The sequence below is a fragment of the Catellatospora sichuanensis genome (genome assembly GCF_007483665.1).
Lineage (GTDB): Bacteria > Actinomycetota > Actinomycetes > Mycobacteriales > Micromonosporaceae > Catellatospora > Catellatospora sichuanensis.
In genome coordinates this window covers 337,606-356,237 of the sequence record NZ_VIQO01000013.1, presented here as the reverse complement: position 1 = coordinate 356,237, position 18,632 = coordinate 337,606, and the positions used below count along the sequence as shown (strand labels likewise).

The following is an 18,632-nucleotide window of genomic DNA, read 5'->3' as shown; positions in this document are numbered from 1 at the left end:
CGGCGCGCCGGCGGGGGCGGGCGCCGGCTCGTCGCGGCGGGCCGTGGCCGGGCGGGCGGCGGGCACGCGCAGGGCGGCGGTGCCGCCGAACGCGGGCTCGGCACCGGGCCGCGACGGCAGGGCCGCGACCAGCACGATGAGCGCGATGGCGAGCGAGTTCTCGGCCAGCATGCCGAACAGGCCGTCCGCGTAGTGCGACACCGCCGGGAGCTGGTGCTCGTACGGCCAGATCGGCGAGATCAGGAACAGCAGGTAGAGCGCGATCGCCGCACCCGCGTGCCGCGCGCCGACCAGCGCCGGGAACCAGATCGGCTCGCGCAGGCCCGGGGTGGCCCGTCCGCGTGCCGCCAGCCCGCGACCGGCCGCCCGGCGGCGCAGCGCCTGGTCGGCGAGCGCGATGACGGCCGGCACGACCCAGACCAGGTGGTGCGTCCAGGAGATCGGGCTGACCACGTTCGCGGTCAGGCCGACCAGGGTGAACGCGATCAGCTCGTCGCCCTCGGAGTGCGCCGCCGCGGCGCGGGTCAGGCCGACCGCGAGCAGCACCAGCGCGAACGCGATCCAGAGCACGCTGGGCGCGGTCGCGGTGTCGTACAGCCGCGACAGCAGCCCGGCCAGGGACTGGTTGGGCGTCATGTCCGCGACGCCGACCCGCTCCGTCTGGAAGATCACGCTCCCCCAGTACAGGGCGGACTCGTGCGGGACGATCACGTACGCGGCGGCGGTGGCGACCAGGCCCGCGGCCGTGGCCCGGAGCGCGGCCCGCCACTGCTTGCTGACCAGGAAGTACACGATGAACAGCGCGGGCGTCAGCTTGATCGCGGTGGCGATGCCGATGCCGATGCCGGCCCAGCGCCAGCCGCGGCGCAGCGCCACCAGGTCGGCCATGATCAGCGCGAACAGCAGCAGGTTCACCTGTCCGAAGCCGAGCGTCTCGCGCACCGGCTCGATGGCGGCGAACAGCGGCAACGCGACGGCGACGGTCATCCAGCGCGGCCAGCCGCACCGGTCGGCGACCGGGATGAGCAGCGCGGCGAGCACGAAACCCAGCGCGACCAGGCCGAAGACCATGTTGAACAGTCCCGCGGCGCCAGGCGTCAGCGCCGCCATGGGCAGCATCAGCAGCGCCGCGAACGGCGGGTAGGTGAACCCGAGCGTCGTGTCAGGAGCGATGAACTCGTACAGCTCGCCGCCGCCGCTCCACCAGACCACCGCGCCGTGATAGATCTTCATGTCGAAGAAGTCGTACCACCGTCCGAAGTTCTGCTCCGTCACCCAGGCGGCGTAGCAGATGGCGGCGACGATGCCGACCCGGACGAGCGTGCGACGATCCCACTGCGGGGATCTCCAGTCACGGATGAATCGGGGGCTCTTGGTGAGGCGGGGCAGACTGCGCACGCCGCGTGCCGGCATGGCGTCGCCACCTCCTTCAAGGGGTCGGGTCTCGGCATCGTCGCGTAGCGATGATCCGCGGCCGGGCCGTTCGTGTCTGCTGAGCAGCCTAGAACGGCGCACCACTCCAGTACCTCCCGTGTTACCCGACCGTGTCCGATCCCACACGACTTTGCGACATTTCTAGCTGGTTAACGCAGCCTGCGAAGTTCAGGTGATTGGCGTCACACCATTCCCTCTGGCTGCGGAAACGCACTCTCTGTAAGTCGCAACGGCACAGACCGGAGCGAAGAAACGCCGATGTCCGGGCGGCTCTCCTGCCGCCTACCCGCATCACCCGAGATGTAACTGCGTCGACGCCTTCTCCTGCACCTTGCGCAGCGACTTCTGGGCGGACTTCTGCGCGTCGTGTACGGCCTTGCGGCCCCGCCAGCCGAGGCTGGGCGAGCCGGCGGTGTCGGCCGCGGCCAGCAGCAGGCCGGCCAGCAGGCCGAGGTTCTTGGCGAAATGCACCATCTCGTTGTTGCGCACTTCGGGGTTCTCGATGCGCCAGAACGGGTGGCCGACCAGCGTGGCGGGGATGAGGGTGCCGGCCAGCAGAGCTGCCGCGGGCCGGGGCGCGGTGCCGGTGGCCAGCAGGGCTCCCGCGACGACCTGGACCCCGGCGTTGACCCGGACCAGGGTCTTGGTCTCGGTGGGCAGTCGCGGATCCACGGCCTCCAGCAGCGGCACGACCTGCTCCGCGAGGGGCTCCGCCTTGACGGCGTACCGGTCTGGTTTCAGCAGCGCCTGCGCCCCGGCGGCGATGAACAGCCCACCGAGCAGGGCGCGAGCGACCCCTCGTACTGGTCTCATACCGTCATTATCAAGGACGTTCGCCCATGCAAAGGACGAAATCCAAACCCTCCAGCTCGCTGTCGAAGAAGTAGTGGTAGCGGTAGTCCTTGACCGCGGCGCACTCGCCCGTGTCGCTGGTCGCGTCGAACCGGGCCAGCACCTCCAGCGCGCCGGGCGAGCATTCGGTCAGCACCAGCTCGGGGTCCTTCTCCGTGCCCTGATTGGCCACGCAGTCACCCGGCTGGGCGAACCGCGCGGTGCGCGGCGGCCCGGAGGGGGTCGCGGTGGCGACGGGGATCGGCGGGGCGTCGGCGCCGAACGGGTTCGGCACGATCTTGAGCGCGACGAGCACGCCTAGGAAGATCAACAGCGACGCCGCCAGCAGCGCGATGCCGATGATCGCGGGGCCTCGGCCGCCCATGCGCGGCCGGGGTGGTGGCTGCACGATCGGCAGCAGCTCGGTCGGCTGTGCCAAGGGCTCGGACGGGTATCGGTCAGGGGTGTGCAAAGCAGGGCTCCGCGGGGACGAGATCGGGGTGCGTGCCAAGGTACCGTGCCCGCCATGCCCCTCGATTCCTCCGTCCCGATGTTGTCACTAGCCGCGGGTGCATTCTTCGGCGCGCTGACGCCGCGGGTGGCATACCGGCTGTCGGTGGCCTGGGGAGAGCCCGCGCTGGCCGGCTGCACGCGGTGCGGGCAGCCGTTCGCCGCCGGGCCGGCCGGCTGGTGGCGGTTCGCGGCGCGGTGCGCCGACTGCGGCGTACGCCAGGGGCCGAGCCCGTGGTGGACCGTGCCGGTGGGGGCGCTCGCGGCCGGGCTGACCGCGACCAGCCTCGCCGGGCAGGGCTGGGTACTGGTCGCCGCGCTCCTGCTGAGCGTGGTTGGCGTCCTGCTGGCCGCCATCGACCTCGCGGTGCAGCGGCTGCCCGACCCCATCGTGTGGCGGCTGGCTTTGGCCGTTGCCGCACTACTGGCGCTCGCGGCCGCGACCGGCGGAGGCTGGGCGGCGTACGGTCGCGCCCTCGGCGGCGGTGCCGCCCTGCTGGCCGGGTTCGGCCTGATGGCGCTGCTGACCGGGGGCCAGATCGGGCTCGGCGATGCCAAGGTCGCCGGCGTGCTGGGTCTGCTGCTCGGCTGGTACGGCTGGGGGCCGGTGCTGCTCGGCGGGCTGCTGGCGCTGCTTTTGAACGGCGTCGTCGCGGTGGTGCTGCTGGTGGCGCGCCGGATCAGCTGGCGCGGCTCGCTCCCGATGGGACCTTCGCTGCTCGGCGCTGCCCTGTTGGCCGTCATGGCGATCGGACTGCTGCGGCCCGCGGCAGCCTGAACAGTCACCGCATTCACCTGGACGAATGAGCCAAGGCCCGCAGTGTCGGCAACCCGACTGTGCTGACCAGCGGAAAGAAGCGGTGTGCGGTGCGGTCGCCGGGTCAGCGGCGCAGCCGCCCGATTCGCTGCCATTCGAAGCCCTATCGCCTCGGCCGATCATCCGACCCCTGTCACCGGGGTATGACGCCGTTCGGAGGATGCCCCATTCCACGATCACGTTGAGTGTTCAACTGATCGCCAGTAGCGGCCGTCTCGATCGTTTCGTGGCCATGCCGTGACAACGGAGTGACGGCCCGTAGCTCACTGGGCAGGCTCCCACTCGTCGGCCACACGGCCGGCATCCGTCGTGGACCGGCCGCCAAGTTGCGGTTCGGCCGTTGCTGGGGGTGCTTCCGCACATGCTCAAGCTCATCACCAAGGCCCAGGCCGCCTGGGCGAACCGTGACCGTGGCGCCACCGCCGTCGAGTACGGCCTCATCGTCGCCCTGATCGCCGCGGTCATCGTCGTCACCGTCGGCCTCCTGGGTACCGAGATCGATGCCGCCTTCCAGACCGTCCTCGACGAGCTGTAGTGGTCGCAGAGCCGGGCCCGGCACCGGCCGGGCCCGGCTCCATCTCGTAGAAGGTGCGAGGGAACCGATGGCAAAGCGCGACCGCGGCGCGGCGGCGGTGGAGATGGCCCTCATCCTGCCGATCCTGCTGCTGCTCGTCTTCGGCATCATCGACTTCGGACGGATGCTGAACACCCAGATCAAGCTCACTGAGGCAGCTCGGGAAGGCGCGCGGGCCGCGACGATCCTGAACACCCACAGCGGCGCGACCTCGCGCGTGGCCACGGTGCTCGGCAGCACGCCGGTGTCCGTGACCGTGTCCGGCGGCCACCAGCCGTGCCTCAACGCGCTACCCGGCACGGATGCCACGGTCCGGGTGGAGCACGACTTCGAGTTCGTCACCCCGTTCGCGGCGATCGCCGGACTCATCGGCGGCACGGGCCCGGGCGACTTCACCCTTTCGGCGACGGGAGTCATGCCATGCCGCTCCTGACCATCGCCCGTGCGCGGCGTGACCGCGGCGCGGCGGCCACCATCGTGGCCATCCTGCTCGCCGGCGGCGTGCTGCTGGGCATGAGCGCCCTGGTGGTCGACGTCGGACGGCTCTACATCGAGCGCGAGGAACTGCAGTCCGGCGCGGACGCGGCCGCCATGGCCGTGGGGCTCGACTGCGCGATGGGGGGCATTCCGGCCCGCGACGCGCAGTGCCGGGCCGCCGCCGGAACGGCGCCGCTGTACGCCGACGGCAACGCCAAGGACAACGCGAGTGCGGTCCGGTTCGTCTGCGGCAACGACGCCCGGCTGCCCTCGTGCACCGGGGCGGGTTCAGGCAACCTGTCCGACTGCATCGGCTCGCCCCCGGCCAACGCCAGGTACGTCGAGGTGCGCACGAGGACCGAGCTGGCGGACGGCAGCTCCATCCTGCCGGCGGCCTTCGCGCAGACCCTCGCCGGCGGGTACTCCGGCTCGACCGTCGGCGCCTGCGCCCGGGTCGGGTGGGGTAGCCCGGCCACTGGCCTGGCCCTGACCTTCTGCCTGACCGAGTGGACCGCCGCGACCAGCGGTGGCTACGCTCCCCCGCCGCCCGCGGTGCCGAACAACTCCTTCGAGAGGGTGCTGAAGACGAAGGAGCCCGGCCGCGGTGGAGGCCCCGGCGGAGGCGGCCCCGGCCACGGTGGAGGCCCCGGCGGTGGTGGCCCGGTTGCGCCGTGCACCAGGACGCCGTCCGGCGGCGACCTGCCCGGCGGGTTCGGCTGGACCGACACGCCCAGCCGCTCGTCCTGCGTCACCCGGCTCACCGCCGCGGGCACCTACGAGGTCGATCCCGGCGCAGACGTGCCGCACGCCTGCGAGACGGTCATGCGGGACGCGCGCACGAACCGCACGCCGCTCGCCGTGCCGATCTACGACCCGAGCCCCATCGGCACCGGCAGTGGCGGCACGTACCAGCTCAACGGCTTCGCCGCGTTCATCCTGACCGGCTGGGCGAACATGCCGGGCGGCATGCACGATGCCACCTCCACGCTTACCGGCCGCGACCCCGACACGATGTGCAATCCCGGCGACCAGTGCATCTTCGGTTACTTCACCAACGCTCTCGTGCCGTGGACCGGCGAGTTCGGTTCGACACCGAGCTACGGGGCGACCGTCATCAAGACCATCGGCTGAACTCGAAGGACCTCTCTATGACCCGGCGCATTCTCGGTGTGGTGCTCGCCATCGTCCTGGCCGTCATCGGCACAGGCGCGGTGCTCCTCTACGTCAGCAAGACCCGCAGCTCGGTGGCGGAGGGCCAGACCGCGGTGACGGTGCTGGTCGCCAAGGAGCGCATCGCCGCGGGCACCAGCGGCGCGTCCATCAAGACCCGCGAGCTGCTGGAGGAGGTCGTGATGCCGGCCGGCGCGCTGCCGCCCGACAGCCTGACCACCCTCAACGCCGAGCTCGACGAGCTGGTGCTGACGCACGACATCCAGCCCCGGCAGCTGCTGCTCAAGGGCATGTTCGGCGCGCCGACCAAACTGTCCGGCGGCATCGCCGTGCCGGAGAAGATGATGGCCGTCAGCCTCAAGCTGGCGGTCGAGGAGGAGGTCGGCGGTTTCGTCCGGCCGGGCTCGCAGATCGCCGTCTTCAGCACGTACGCACTGCTCGACGAGGCCTACAAGAAGGCCACCGGCGAGAAGAACAAGGGCACCAAGCTGCTGCTGCCCCGGGTCGAGGTGCTGGCGGTCGGCGCGTACGGGCAGGACGGCGTCACCTCCGCGCAGACCAACGACGGCGTGTCGGAGACCGGCAAGGTCACCCTGCTGGTCACCGTCGCGGTGACCCAGGAGCAGGCCGAGAAGCTGATCCACTCGGTCCGCATCGCGGAGCTCTACCTGGCGCTGCTGACCGACTCCTCGGAGACCCGCACGGCGCCCGGCACGGCCGTGGACAACCGCAACATCCTGCGCTGAGGGCACTGATGACGATCATCTACGAGCGCGAGCGCAGCCTCGCCCAGCAGCTCACACTCCTGCTGGGCGAGGCGATGGTGGCGCCGACCGCGGCGGACCTGGTGGAGCTGATCAACGCGGACGGCGCCGAACAGCTGGTGCTGTTCGGGCCGAACGCGCCGCTGGCGGAGGCGCTCGCCTTCGCCGACCTGTGCCGGCTGCGCCGTCCCGAGCTCGGGGTGGTCCTGCTGCGGACCTCGGTAGACGTCAGCACGATGGCCGATGCCTTGAAAGCAGGTGTGCGAGAAGTGGTCGACTCGTCGGATCACGCAGCGGTGCTGGCCGCGGCCGCCCGGTCGCGGAAGCTGTCCGGGCAGCTGGTCAGCCGGCCCACCGGCCGCGCCGCGGTGCCCGCCCAGCCGAGCCAGGCCGCGCCGCCCGCCCAGCCGAGCCAGCCCGTGCCGCACGCCGGTCCGGCGACGCCAGGCGAACCGGCCGAAAGTCAGGTGATCACGGTGTTCGCGGCGAAGGGCGGGTGCGGCAAGAGCACCGTCGCCACCAACCTGGCGATCACCCTGGCGCAGGGCACCAAGGCCACGGGATCCCGCCGGGTATGCCTGATCGACCTGGACCTCGCCTTCGGCGACGTGGCCATCATGATGCAGCTGTCGCCGCAGCGGACCATCGCCGACGCGATCCCGGTCGCCGACCGGATCGACGAGACCGGGCTGCGCACCCTGCTCACCCGTTACGAGCACGGCGGCGGCACGGCGTTGGACGTGCTGCTGGCGCCGGTGCAGCCGGCGATCGCCGAGGAGGTCACCCGCGACCTCATCACGGAGATCATCCACCTGGCCCGCGAGATGTACGACTTCGTGGTCATCGACACGGCCAGCGCGTTCACCGAGCAGATGCTGGCCGCGCTCGACGCCACGCACCACTACGTGCTGGTCGCCACGCCGGAGCTGCCCTCGCTGAAGAACCTGCGGGTCACCCTCGACATGTTCGAGCTGCTCGACTACCGCCGCGAGGCCCGCACCGTCGTGCTGAACCGGGCCGACTCCAAGGTCGGCATCACCATGACCGAGGTCGAGAAGGTGATCCGGGTGCCGATCGCCGGGTTCATTCCCAGCAGCCGTGACGTGCCCCTGTCGGCCAACCGGGGCGTGCCGCTGGCCGCCGCCCAGCCGCAGCATCCGGTCAGCGCGGCCATCCGCGAGCTGGCCGTCAAGCGATTCCTCGGCACCGCCGCACCCGCCAAGCGCGGGATGTTCGCACGGAAGAAGGGCTGACCTGATGTCCCTGCAGGATCGTCTCGGACAGCGCACCACCCCGGCCGTCAGCGGCGGCGTGCTCAGCGAGCGGCTCGCAAGCGTGAACGAGGCCTCCGGCGCCTCGGCCGCGCACGCCGCGCCCGTGTCGGCCATGCCGGTCAGCGCCATGCAGTTCGGCCGCCGCAACACGCGGCGGGCGTACGACCCGCTGGCGGCCGTACGCAAGCGCGCCCACCAGGCGTTGCTGGACCTGCTCGGGCCGCAGCTCTACGACACCGTCTCCGACGACGCGGAGCTGGAGCGGCGGGTCCGCGACGCCCTGCCCGAGGTGCTGTCGAAGGAGGAGGCCAACCTCACCGCCGGCGACCGCGCGACGGCATACCGGCAGATCCTCGACGAGATCCTGGGGCACGGGCCGATCGAGCCGATGCTGCGCGACCCGGAGATCACCGAGATCATGGTGAACGCCTGGGACCGCATCTACGTCGAGCGGTTCGGCCACATCCACCCGGTGGACGCGGCGTTCATGGACGAAGCGCACCTGCGGCGGGTGATCGACAAGATCGTGTCCCGGGTCGGCCGGCGCGTCGACGAATCCTCGCCCATGGTCGACGCGCGACTGCCCGACGGCAGCCGGGTCAACGCCGTGGTGCCCCCGATCGCGCTGGACGGCGCCGCGCTGACGGTACGCAAGTTCGCCGCCGACCCGTACACCGTCGAGGACCTGGTCAGCTTCGGCACCATGAGCCAGCGCGTCGCCGACCTGCTGCGCGCCTGCGTGCAGGGCCGGCTCGACATCCTGATCTCGGGCGGCACCGGCACCGGCAAGACCACCCTGCTCAACGTGATCTCATCGTTCCTGCCGGCCGACGAGCGCATCATCACCATCGAGGACTCCGCCGAGCTGCGCCTGGCCCAGGAGCACGTGCTGCGGATGGAGTACCGGCCGCCGAACATCGAGGGCCGGGGCGAGGTCACCATCCGCGACCTGGTCCGCAACGCGCTGCGCATGCGGCCCGACCGCATCGTCGTCGGCGAAGTCCGCGACGGCGCCGCGCTCGACATGCTGCAGGCGATGAACACCGGCCACGACGGCTCGCTGACCACCGTGCACGCGAACGCGCCCCGCGATTCGCTGGCCCGGCTGGAGACCATGGTGCTGATGGCGGGCATGGACCTGCCGGTGCGGGCGATCCGCGAACAGATCGCCAGCGCCGTCGACGTGGTCGTGCAGCTTGCCCGGCTCCGCGACGGCACCCGCCGCATCACCCACATCACCGAGGTCACCGGCATGGAGGGTGACGTCATCACCATGCAGGACCTGTTCACCTTCGACCACCGCGCCGGCCAGGACCAGTACGGCCGCCACCAGGGCGCGCTGATCAGCACCGGGCTGCGGCCGAGGTTCGTGGACCAGCTCGCCGACCACAACATCACCATCGCGCCCGAACTCTTCGGGAGGGGCCAGTGAAGCGCCGTCTCGGGCTCGCGGCACTGCCCGCAGCCGTCTTCGCGATGGTCGTCGGGCTGGCCGCCGCGCCCGCCGCGGCGGCAGATCCCGCGCTGAGCATCTCCGGCCAGCGCCAGCAGGCCGGGCTGCTGGAGTTCTACCTGTCGGCACAGGACCTGCCGGCCGGGACCGCGCTGGACACGGTCGCCGTCAAGGCCGGCGACCGCAGCCTCGAGACGACCTCGAAGCAGGTCGCGTCGGCGGCGAACGCCGCGGCGCGGCGCGGCGTGACACTGGTGCTGGACACGTCCGGCTCCATGGCGGGCGCTCCGATCCAGGCTGCCCGGGCCGCCGCGCGGCGTTACCTGGACCTGCTCCCCGGCGACGTCGAGATCGGCCTGGTCACCGCGGGCGCACCGGCGACCGTGGTGCTCCCGCCGACGAAGGACCGCGCGGCCGCGGGCCGCGCGATCGACGCCCTGGCGGCCAAGGGCGAGACGGCCCTCTACGACGGCGTACGCCTGGCTGCGGGCCAGCTGAGCAAGGGCGAGTGGGGGCAGCGGCGCATCGTCGCGCTCTCGGACGGCGCCGACACGGCCTCGGCGGCCACACTGGCGGCGGCCCGGCAGTCGGCCGGCGCGGTCGCCGTCGACACCATCGCGTTCGCCACCCCGGATACCACGGCGGGCATCCTGGCCGGGCTGTCCACCGCCACCGGCGGCAAGGCGTTCACCGCGGCCGACGCTACCGCGCTCAGCGCGGCCTTCGCCGAGGCGTCCGGCTCGTTCTCGGCGCAGCTGCTGGTCCAGGTGACCGTGCCGGCCGAGTTGTCCGGGCAGCAGGTGCGGCTCACGGTCACGGCCGGCGGGGTGAGCACCGAGATGCCGGTGGCCCTGGCCGTGGACACGCGCGCGGCCGGACCCCTGGAAGGCAAGTCCGGCGGCGCGCCGGGCCTGACCTGGCTGCTGGTGATCGCGGGTCTCGTCTTCGCCGGCCTGCTGGGCGCGGCCCTGCTGGTGGTCGGGCCGATGTTCGCCGCGTCGGACCGGCGCCAGCGCCTGTCCCAGGTGAACCAGTTCGTCGTCGCCCCGCGGCGTGCCTCCGCTTCCGCCGATGGGTCCAGCCAGGTCACCGCAGCCGCGCTGGCCCTGTCGGAGCAGGTGATGAAGTCTGCGAACGTCGAGGGCCGGTTCGCGACGCAGCTCGACCGGGCGGGCATGCGCCTGCGGCCGCACGAGTGGCTGCTGGTGCGCGCGCTCGCCGGCCTGGTGGCCGGGCTGTGGATCGGATTGGTACTGGCGCCGCTGGCCGGGCTGGTGCTCGGCCCGCTGGTGGGTTGGCTGGTCACCTCGCTCTACCACCGCAACCGTGCCGCGAAGCGGGTCACCGCCTTCCGGGAGATGCTGCCCGAGGCGCTCCAGCTGGTGGTCGGCTCGCTGCGGTCCGGCTTCTCGCTGACCCAGGCCATCGACGCGATGGCCCGCGAGCTGTCAGACCCGATCGCGTCGGAGTTCGGCCGGGCGCTGGGCGAGGCGCGCCTCGGGGTCGACATCGAGGACGCGCTCGACCGGGTGGCCACGCGTATGCGCAGCAAGGACCTGGCCTGGGCGGTGGTCGCCGTCCGGGTGCAGCGCGACATCGGCGGCAACCTGGCCGAGGTGCTGTCCACCACGGTGGAGATGATGCGGGAGCGGGAGACGCTGCACCGCGAGGTGAGTTCCCTGTCGGCCGAGGGCCGGCTCAGCGCCTGGGTGCTGCTCGCGCTGCCGATCGGCGTCGGCGCGTTCATGTTCTTCTCCCGGGGCGAGTACGTCCGGCCGCTCTACACCGACATGCGCGGCATCGTGATGCTGTCGGTCGGGGTTCTGCTGCTGCTGACCGGCGGATTCTGGCTGTCCCGCATGATCAAGATCGAGGTGTGACCGTGAGCGCACAGCTGGTCCTCAACGTCGGTATCGGGGCGATCTTCGCCGCGATCGCACTGGCGGTGATCACCTTGGCGTCGGCCAGCATCGGTCGGGCCGGGGTCGCCAAGGCGCTGGAGACGATCGACACCGTCTACGCGCCGGGCAGCGCCGCGGCCGCCGAGGAGAAGCTCGGTGACCGGTTCCGGCCGGCGGCGCAGCAGATGTCGGCTCTGGGGAAGCTGCTGACACCCAAGGGTGCCGGTGCCCGGCTGCAGCACTGGCTCGACTACGCCGGGAACCCGGTGGCCTGGCCGCCGGAGCGGATCGTCGAGATGCAGGGCCTCGGCCTGCTCGTCTTCGCATTCCTGGGTGGGCTGGCCGCGTTCGCGCTGAGCTTCGGCACATTGTCGGTCGTGTGCTGGGTGCTCGCCGGAGCCGCGTTCGGCTTCTGGCTTCCTTTCCTGGTGGTCTACGACCTCGGGATCCGCCGCCAGCAGGAGATCCGCCGACGGCTCCCCGACGGGCTGGACCTGCTGACGCTGTCGGTCGAGGCCGGACTCGGGTTCGACGCCGCGCTGGCACAGGTGGCCGCGTCCATGCCCGGCGCATTGTCCCGGGAGTTCGCCCGGGTGCTGCAGGAGATGCAGATGGGCCAACGCCGGGCCGACGCGCTGCGGGCGCTCGCGGCCCGCACCTCCGTGCGGGAGCTCAAGACCATCACGATGGCGCTGGTCCAGGCCGGTGAGCTCGGCATCCCGATCGCGGGCGTGCTGCGCGAGCAGGCGCGGCAGATGCGGGTCAAGCGCCGCCAGCTCGCCGAGGAGAAAGCCCGCAAGCTGCCGGTGAAGGTGCTCTTCCCGCTGATCTTCTGCCTGTTCCCCGCCCTGTTCGTGGTCATCCTCGGGCCCGGTGTCATCGGCATCATGGACGCCTTCTGAGCCGGCCCGGTCAGGGTCAGATGAGGTACAACCGGGCCGCGGCCTGCAGGGCCTGGGTCCGGTTGTGCACACCCAGCTTGTCGTAGAGGCGGGCCACGTAGGTGCGCACCGTCGACTCGGTCAGCCGCATGCGCACCGCGATCGCGGCCAGGCTGCCACCGGTGTTCAGCTGCTGCAGGATCTGCTCCTCGCGCGGGCTGAGCGCGGTTGACCGGGTCCGGCGGCGGGCCATCGCCTCGGCGAGGTTGGGCGCGGTGAACGAGGCCGGCGCCACCGCGGCATGCCGCACCGCCGACATCAGCAGCTCGACCGGCGCGGAGCGCGGCAGGTATGCCGACAGCCCGGCCTGCAGCGCCTGGAGCAGCAGTCCGTCCTCGGCGGGGCCGGTGAGGACCAGCCCCAGCTGCGGCCGCGCGGCCCGCAGTTCGGCGGCCAGCTGCAACCCGCCCTGGCCGGGGACGGCCGCATCGATGGTGACGACGTCCGGTTGCAGGTCGCCGATCAGGTCGCGGGTCTCCTCACCCGTGGCGGCCTGACCGACCAGGTCGATGTCGGCGTGGGTCGCGCAGGCGGCGCTGTACCCCAACCGCACCAGCGTGACGGGGTCAACGGTGATCAGCTTCACTGACAAGGGGGCTCCTTGTGACGCTGCGGACACTTCCGTCCTACTGAGCGCCGCCGGGGCCGCCGGTGTCACTGTCACGTCACCGAACTCGTTCGTTCGGGTGTCACGGTCCGTCAGATCAGACGAAGTTGCTGGTCACGAGGCCGTCTCGGGGTCAGGTCGCCGAGCTGCTCCAGCAGGCCCCCGTCGACCGCCTGGAGGAACGGCGTCGGCCGGCAGTCACGCTCGCTGCCGTAGCGGACCCGCCGCGCCGCGTGGCTCAGGTAGAGCCGCCGCTGCGCCCGGGTCAGCCCGACGAAGAACAGCCGGCGCTCCTCGGCGACCTCCGCCTCGGTCGGCGCGGAGCCGGGGAGCCGCAGCGGCAGCAGCCCGTCCTCGCACCCGGCCAGGAACACCACCGGGAACTCCAGGCCTTTCGCGGCGTGCAGGGTGAGCAGGGTGACCGCCTCCGCGCGCGGGTCCAGCGCGTCCACTTCGGCGCCGGTGGCCACCTCGCCGAGAAAACGCTGCAGGTCCTGCCCGCAGCGCAGGGCCAGCGGGGTGAGCAGGTCCACCGCCGCCCACACCTCGTCCGGTTCGGGCGAGCCGCCGCCGAGCGCGGGCCGTTCGATGAGCACCTTCGCGGTGAGCTTCAACCGCGCCGCGACCGAGCCGGTCAGCCCGGTGGCCAGGCGCAGCTCGGCCAGCAGCGTGTTCACTCCGGCGCGGCTGCGCAGCCGGTCGTGCGAGCGCTTCTGCACCGGCACGCCCGCCCGCGACAGCGCGTCCACGATCGCGGCGGCCTGCGCGTCGGTGCGGTACAGCACCGCGATGTCGTTGAACGACACCGTCGTGCCGGTCACCCCGCGCACGTCGGCCCTGGTCCGGTGGGACACGCCGCCGACCAGCTCGTCGACCTTGCGGGCGATGAACGCGGCCTCGTCGGCGGGGCTGCTCGCGGAATACTGCCCGATCAGCGCCGCCTCCGGGTCGACCTTCGCCGGGTCGAGGCGGCGGCCCGGCACCAGCGAGCTGGGCGCGATCGCCTGCACTGCTGCCGCCAGGATGGGCGCGGACGAGCGGTAGTTGCGGGTCAGCCGGACCACTCGCGCGTCCACGAAGTCACGGGAGAACTGCAGGAAGAAGGACACGTCCGCGCCGCGGAACGAGTAGATGGCCTGGTCCGGGTCGCCGATCGCGCACAGGTTGCCGTCGCTGGGCACCAGCAGGCGCAGCAGCGCGTACTGGTCGGGGTCGACGTCCTGGTACTCGTCGACGAACACCCAGGGCCAGCGTGAGCGCAGCTTGTCCTGCAGCGACGGCTGCGCCTTCAGCAGCGCCACCAGGCGCGGGATCAGCTCGTCGAGCAGTACGCCCTCGCCGCCGGGCTCGTCTGCGACGACCAGGTCGGGCTCCTGCTCGCGCAGCAGCGACAGGGCCAGCGCGTGGAACGTGGAGACGGTGACGTCTTCGGCGACCGGGCCGAGCAGGCCGCGCAGCCGGTGCCGCAGCTCCTCGGCGGCCCGCCGGGTGAACGTGATGGCCAGGCAGTCCTCGGGGTAGACGTTCATCTCCGCGCACAGGTATGCCAGCCGGTGGGTCAGCGTGCGGGTCTTGCCCGTGCCCGGCCCGGCGACGATCAGCAGCGGGCCGCCCGGGGCGGACGCGGCGACGCGCTGCATCGCGTCGAGGCGGTCCAGCAGCCCGGTGCCGACCTCCTCCATCCCGGCCAGCATCGGCTCGAACGGCTCGTGCGGCGAGGGCTCCGGCGGCAGCGGCGGCGCGGAGACCGGCTTGGTACGGCGTACCGCAGGCTTGCTAGCGGCCTGCTTCGGCGCACGGGCCTTGCGCGGCGCGGGGGTCACCGGGGCCGCGGGCAGGTCGAACAGGGTGTCGGCGGTGTCCTGCGGGCGCAGCTCACCGGGCTCGAACAGCCGGATCACGCCGTACTCGCCGTCGTAGCCCGGCACCCGGTGCACCTGCCCGGCGCGCAGCCGGCGCAGCGCCTCACCGAGCAGCTCGCCGCCCGCCGCGGTGACCTCGTCGATCGGGGCCTCCATGAGGATGGACAGCTCCGAGCCCAGCGCCGCGACCAGGCCGTTCACCCGTCCTTCGACGGTACGGGTCTTCGGGCCGACACCCTCCAGCTCGCCGACGATCTCGGGCAGCTGCACCAGGTGGGTGACCGGGCGGGCGTTCGGCGCGGGCGTGCCCTCCGGCCGGTCGGCCAGCGCCTCGACCCGGGCCAGCACGCCGATGGTCAGCGGCCGCTCGCACACCGGGCAGACGCCGCCGGTCGCCCGGGACTCGGCCGGGGTCCAGTTGATGCCGCAGTCGCGGTGCCCGTCCCCGTGGTACTTGCCCTCCTCGGGGAAGAACTCGATCGTCCCGGCCAGGCCGGGCGCACCCGCCAGCGCGGCCTTGAGCGCGAAGTAGTCCAGCGGGCAGTCGAACCGGGTCGCCTCCCGGGCCAGGGCCTGCGGCGAGTGCGCGTCCGAGTTCGAGACCAGGGTGTACCGGTCGAGGCTGGACACCCGGTGGTTCATCGCCGGATCGCTGGACAGGCCGGTCTCCACCGCGGTGATGTGCCCGGCGAGGTCGGCGTAGCAGTCGGCGATCGCGTCGAAGCCCGACTTGCTGCCCAGCGCGGAGAACCACGGCGTCCAGATGTGCGCGGGCACCAGGTAGGCGTCGGGGCTGGCCTCGAGCGTGATCTCCAGCAGGTCGCGGGAGTCCAGGCCCAGGATCGGGCGGCCGTCGCTGGCCAGGTTGCCGACCCGGCCCAGCCGGTCGCGGAAGCGCGACGCGGCGTCGAGGTCGGGCAGGTAGATGAGGTGGTGCACCTTGCGGGTGCGATCGCCGCGCTTGTAGATCGTGGAGATCTCGGAGCTGAGCATGAAGCGGGCCGGCTCCCCCGCCGCCAGGCGGGCGGGCAGCCGCTGCGAGACGTCGCGCTCGGCCTCCGGCGACAGCCGGAACAGGCCCGGCTCGGCCTCCCGCAGTTGCTCGCGCAGGTGCTCGTACCAGGCGGGGTGGGTGACGTCGCCGGTGCCCAGCAGCGCCACGCCCTTGCGCCGTGCCCACCATGCCAACGTGGGCAGGTCGAGGTCCTTGCTGCACGCACGCGAGTACCGCGAGTGGATATGCAGATCAGCAGTCCAGACGGGGGGCACGCAGCATCCTGACATGCCCGGCCCGTCCGACGGCACCCGCCACGCGCGTCAGTGAGAGTTGTTACCTACATCGCGCGCAGTTCTACCAATGTGATATCCGGCGGCGCGCCGACGCGCACCGGCGGGCCCCAGAACCCGGCCCCGTTGGTGACGTACACCTGGGTGCCGTCGACCTCGCCGAGGCCGGAGATGACCGGCTGCTGCAGGCCCGCGATCAGGTTGAACGGCACCATCTGCCCGCCGTGGGTGTGCCCGGACAGCTGCAGGTCCACGCCGTGCTTCGCGGCCTCGAACGCCTGGATCGGCTGGTGTGCCAGCAGCACCACGGGCTTGGCCGGGTCGCGGTCGCCCAGCGCCTTGCCGAAGTCCGGCCCGCCCGCGCCCAGGTCGCCGCCGCTGACGTCGTTGACGCCGGCCAGGGTCAGCCCGCGGATCTCCAGCCGCTCGTTCTGCAGCGGCCGCATGCCCAGGCGCTCGACCTCGACGAGCCACTCCTCGGCACCCGAGAAGTACTCGTGGTTGCCGGTGACGAAGTAGGCGCCGTCGCGGGAGCGCAGCTCGGCCAGCGGCGCCGCCTCGTCGCCCAGCTCGGCGACGCTGCCGTCGACCATGTCACCGGCGACGGCGATCAGATCGGCGTTCATGCCGTTGATCGAGCGCACGATGCGGCGGCTGTGCTCGACGCCGGTCAGCGGGCCCAGGTGGATGTCGCTGACCAGGGCGATCTTGTAGCCGTCCATGCTGCGGGGCAGCTTCGCGAGGGGGATCTGCACCCGCTTGAGCACCGGGTCGCCGAGCGCCGTCTTCACGCCGTACGCGGTGATGCCGGTGGCGGTCAGCCCGGCGAAGATCGCCGCGCTGCGCGCGATGAGCAGCCGCCGGCTCGGGTCCGCGGGCCCGCCGCCCGGCACGGTGCCAGTTGATCCACCGACTTGCCCGGCACTCGCGGCTTTCGCGGTCTCGCTTTCGCCCGTCTGCCCGGCAAGTCCGGTGACCTTGGCAGGCTGGTCCGCGGCGTCGGCGGATCCCGCGGTGATCGCTGCGCCGACCAGGCCGGGCTCGGCCATGGTGGTCTCGGCAGCGGACGGAGCGCTCGCGCGGGCCCACGTGCGGTTGGCGATCACGCGGGGGATCTCCAGCACCAGCAGCGTGACCAGCAGGTAGAACAGGACGGCCAGCCACATGTAGCCGACCAGCGGGATGACCCAGGACGCCTTCGCGCCGATCACCCGCGGCACGATGAACGCCGCCAGCAAGGCCGCCGCCAGCGCGATGATCGCGACGGCGCCGATCCGGCGGCCGCGCTTCGTCGTGGTCGTGTCCTTGACCAGGCGCTTGTACAGGTACCAGTGGATCGGGCCGACGACGATCAGCACCAGGCTGAAGAACATCAGCGCTTGCAGCACCACGGGGTTTTCCTTTCAGCCGCCGGCGAAGGGCGGGAGCACGTCCACGGTCGCGCCGGACGGAAGCGGCGCACGGCGGTCGTGCCAGGCTAGCCCGTCAACCAGAAAGCTGGCTGAAAGCAGCACCCGGCCCAGCCCGTCCCCGTGTGCGGCGCCGAGCTCCTTGACCAGCTGGTTGAGGTCCTGCCCGGCGGGCAGCCGCTCCTCGGTCACCCCTGCGGCGGCCCGCGCTCCGGCGAAATAGCGCACTGTGATCACGTCGTCGGCCTCTCGCATGTCGGTCAGTTCGGTCCGCGGTCGCCCCGGTGCGCCATCTCAGCCCCCGATGGCCGACATGGGGCGCACCGGCTGCAGGAACGACGGGTCGTCGATGCCGTGGCCGGGCAGCTTGCCCCACATGGCCTCACGCCAGCGCACGGCGATGGCCTCATCATCCGCCCCGCCGCGCAGCAGCCCGCGCAGATCGGTCTCACCGGTGGCGAACAGGCAGTTGCGCACCTGGCCGTCGGCGGTGAGCCGGGTCCGGTCGCAGTCGCCGCAGAACGGCCGGGTCACCGAGCCGATCACGCCGACCTTCGCCGGGCCGCCGTTCACCAGCCAGGTCTCGGCCGGGGCGCCGGCCCGCTCGGCCGGGTCGGGGCTGAGGTCGAACTCGGCCTCCAGCGACGCCAGGATCTCCGCCGCGGTGATCATCTGTTCGCGGCTCCAGCCGTGCTGGGCATCGAGCGGCATCTGCTCGATGAAGCGCAGCTCGTAGCCGTGCGCGAGGGCGAAGCGCAGCAGCGCCGGTGCCTCGTCGTCGTTGATCCCGCGCAGCAGCACCGTGTTGAGCTTGACCGGGGTCAGCCCGGCCGCGGCCGCGGCGGACAGCCCGTCGATCACGTCGTCGAAGCGGCGGCGCAGCGCGATCGCGGCGAAGCGGTCCGGGTCGATGGTGTCCAGCGAGACGTTGACCCGGTCCAGCCCGGCGTCGCGCAGCGGCGCGGCGAGCCGGGCCAGCCCGATGCCGTTCGTGGTGACGGAGAGCTTCGGCCGGGGCGTGAGCGCGGCGCTGCCCGCCACGATGCCCACGATGCCGGGGCGCAGCAGCGGCTCGCCGCCGGTGAAGCGCACCTCCTCGACGCCGAGCCGGGTCACCGCGATGGTGATCAGCCGCAGCACCTCGTCGTCGGTGAGGATCTCCTGCTTGGGCAGCCAGGGCAGCCCTTCCGGGGGCATACAGTACGAACAGCGCAGATTGCAGCGATCGGTCAGCGAGACCCGCAGATCCACGGCACGGCGTCCGTACCGGTCGATCAGGCCTGGGTTGGCAGAGGTCACCCCACGAACCTATCGCGTTGTT

Annotated in this window: 17 protein-coding genes; 9 read left to right on the top strand and 8 right to left on the bottom strand. The window is 72.1% G+C overall.

Annotated features, from left to right (window positions below; all coding sequences use genetic code 11):
- The 3 genes from FLL47_RS26655 to FLL47_RS26645 form a co-directional block, all read right to left on the bottom strand.
- On the bottom strand, window positions 1-1,413 hold a 1,413-nt coding region (locus tag FLL47_RS26655), incomplete at its 3' end, for a glycosyltransferase 87 family protein (RefSeq protein ID WP_144123347.1).
- Between the two features lie 312 nt (window positions 1,414-1,725).
- On the bottom strand, window positions 1,726-2,247 hold the full coding sequence (locus FLL47_RS26650) for a DoxX family membrane protein (RefSeq protein ID WP_144123345.1): 522 nt from the start codon (window positions 2,245-2,247) through the stop codon (window positions 1,726-1,728).
- A 10-nt stretch (window positions 2,248-2,257) separates the two neighbouring features.
- Window positions 2,258-2,737, bottom strand: a complete 480-nt coding sequence (locus tag FLL47_RS26645) for an LppU/SCO3897 family protein (protein WP_144123343.1) — start codon at window positions 2,735-2,737, stop codon at window positions 2,258-2,260.
- Between the two features lie 54 nt (window positions 2,738-2,791).
- On the opposite strand from FLL47_RS26645, the gene FLL47_RS26640 reads away from it, so the two are divergent.
- The 9 genes from FLL47_RS26640 (at window position 2,792) to FLL47_RS26600 (ending at window position 12,107) form a co-directional block, all read left to right on the top strand.
- Complete coding sequence (locus tag FLL47_RS26640; protein ID WP_144123341.1) at window positions 2,792-3,553, top strand: prepilin peptidase; 762 nt, start codon at window positions 2,792-2,794, stop codon at window positions 3,551-3,553.
- Between the two features lie 400 nt (window positions 3,554-3,953).
- Window positions 3,954-4,127, top strand: a complete 174-nt coding sequence (locus tag FLL47_RS26635) for a Flp family type IVb pilin (RefSeq protein ID WP_144123339.1) — start codon at window positions 3,954-3,956, stop codon at window positions 4,125-4,127.
- Window positions 4,128-4,194: 67 nt separating this feature from the next.
- The gene (locus tag FLL47_RS26630; RefSeq protein WP_144123338.1) at window positions 4,195-4,599 is read left to right on the top strand and encodes a TadE/TadG family type IV pilus assembly protein; all 405 of its coding nucleotides are present in this window, start codon (window positions 4,195-4,197) and stop codon (window positions 4,597-4,599) included.
- Window positions 4,587-5,774 carry a pilus assembly protein TadG-related protein gene (locus FLL47_RS43115; protein WP_186315917.1) on the top strand — a complete coding sequence of 396 codons (1,188 nt, stop codon included), beginning with the start codon at window positions 4,587-4,589 and terminating at the stop codon, window positions 5,772-5,774. The genes FLL47_RS26630 and FLL47_RS43115 overlap by 13 nt, the downstream gene beginning before the upstream one ends.
- A gap of 17 nt (window positions 5,775-5,791) precedes the next feature.
- Window positions 5,792-6,559 carry a Flp pilus assembly protein CpaB gene (gene cpaB / locus FLL47_RS26620; protein ID WP_144123337.1) on the top strand — a complete coding sequence of 256 codons (768 nt, stop codon included), beginning with the start codon at window positions 5,792-5,794 and terminating at the stop codon, window positions 6,557-6,559.
- An 8-nt stretch (window positions 6,560-6,567) separates the two neighbouring features.
- Window positions 6,568-7,830, top strand: coding sequence for a CpaE/TadZ family protein (locus FLL47_RS26615; RefSeq protein WP_144123336.1), 1,263 nt, complete (start codon window positions 6,568-6,570; stop codon window positions 7,828-7,830).
- A gap of 4 nt (window positions 7,831-7,834) precedes the next feature.
- Window positions 7,835-9,283 (top strand): TadA family conjugal transfer-associated ATPase, encoded by a 1,449-nt coding sequence (locus FLL47_RS26610; RefSeq protein WP_144123335.1) that lies wholly within the window; start codon window positions 7,835-7,837, stop codon window positions 9,281-9,283.
- Complete coding sequence (locus tag FLL47_RS26605) at window positions 9,280-11,184, top strand: VWA domain-containing protein (RefSeq protein ID WP_144123334.1); 1,905 nt, start codon at window positions 9,280-9,282, stop codon at window positions 11,182-11,184. The genes FLL47_RS26610 and FLL47_RS26605 overlap by 4 nt, the downstream gene beginning before the upstream one ends.
- Window positions 11,185-11,186: 2 nt before the next feature.
- Window positions 11,187-12,107, top strand: a complete 921-nt coding sequence (locus FLL47_RS26600) for a type II secretion system F family protein (protein ID WP_144123333.1) — start codon at window positions 11,187-11,189, stop codon at window positions 12,105-12,107.
- Between the two features lie 16 nt (window positions 12,108-12,123).
- On the opposite strand, the gene FLL47_RS26595 is transcribed toward FLL47_RS26600, so the two are convergent.
- From FLL47_RS26595 to moaA, 5 genes are all read right to left on the bottom strand, one after another.
- Window positions 12,124-12,732 (bottom strand): response regulator transcription factor, encoded by a 609-nt coding sequence (locus FLL47_RS26595; RefSeq protein ID WP_246158660.1) that lies wholly within the window; start codon window positions 12,730-12,732, stop codon window positions 12,124-12,126.
- 113 nt (window positions 12,733-12,845) lie between these two features.
- The gene (locus tag FLL47_RS26590) at window positions 12,846-15,884 is read right to left on the bottom strand and encodes a UvrD-helicase domain-containing protein (protein ID WP_425457769.1); all 3,039 of its coding nucleotides are present in this window, start codon (window positions 15,882-15,884) and stop codon (window positions 12,846-12,848) included.
- A gap of 65 nt (window positions 15,885-15,949) precedes the next feature.
- On the bottom strand, window positions 15,950-17,275 hold the full coding sequence (locus FLL47_RS26585) for a metallophosphoesterase (protein ID WP_425457771.1): 1,326 nt from the start codon (window positions 17,273-17,275) through the stop codon (window positions 15,950-15,952).
- Between the two features lie 30 nt (window positions 17,276-17,305).
- Complete coding sequence (locus FLL47_RS26580; protein ID WP_144123327.1) at window positions 17,306-17,566, bottom strand: MoaD/ThiS family protein; 261 nt, start codon at window positions 17,564-17,566, stop codon at window positions 17,306-17,308.
- A gap of 39 nt (window positions 17,567-17,605) precedes the next feature.
- Complete coding sequence (gene moaA / locus FLL47_RS26575; RefSeq protein WP_144123325.1) at window positions 17,606-18,610, bottom strand: GTP 3',8-cyclase MoaA; 1,005 nt, start codon at window positions 18,608-18,610, stop codon at window positions 17,606-17,608.
- Window positions 18,611-18,632 lie beyond the last annotated feature (22 nt).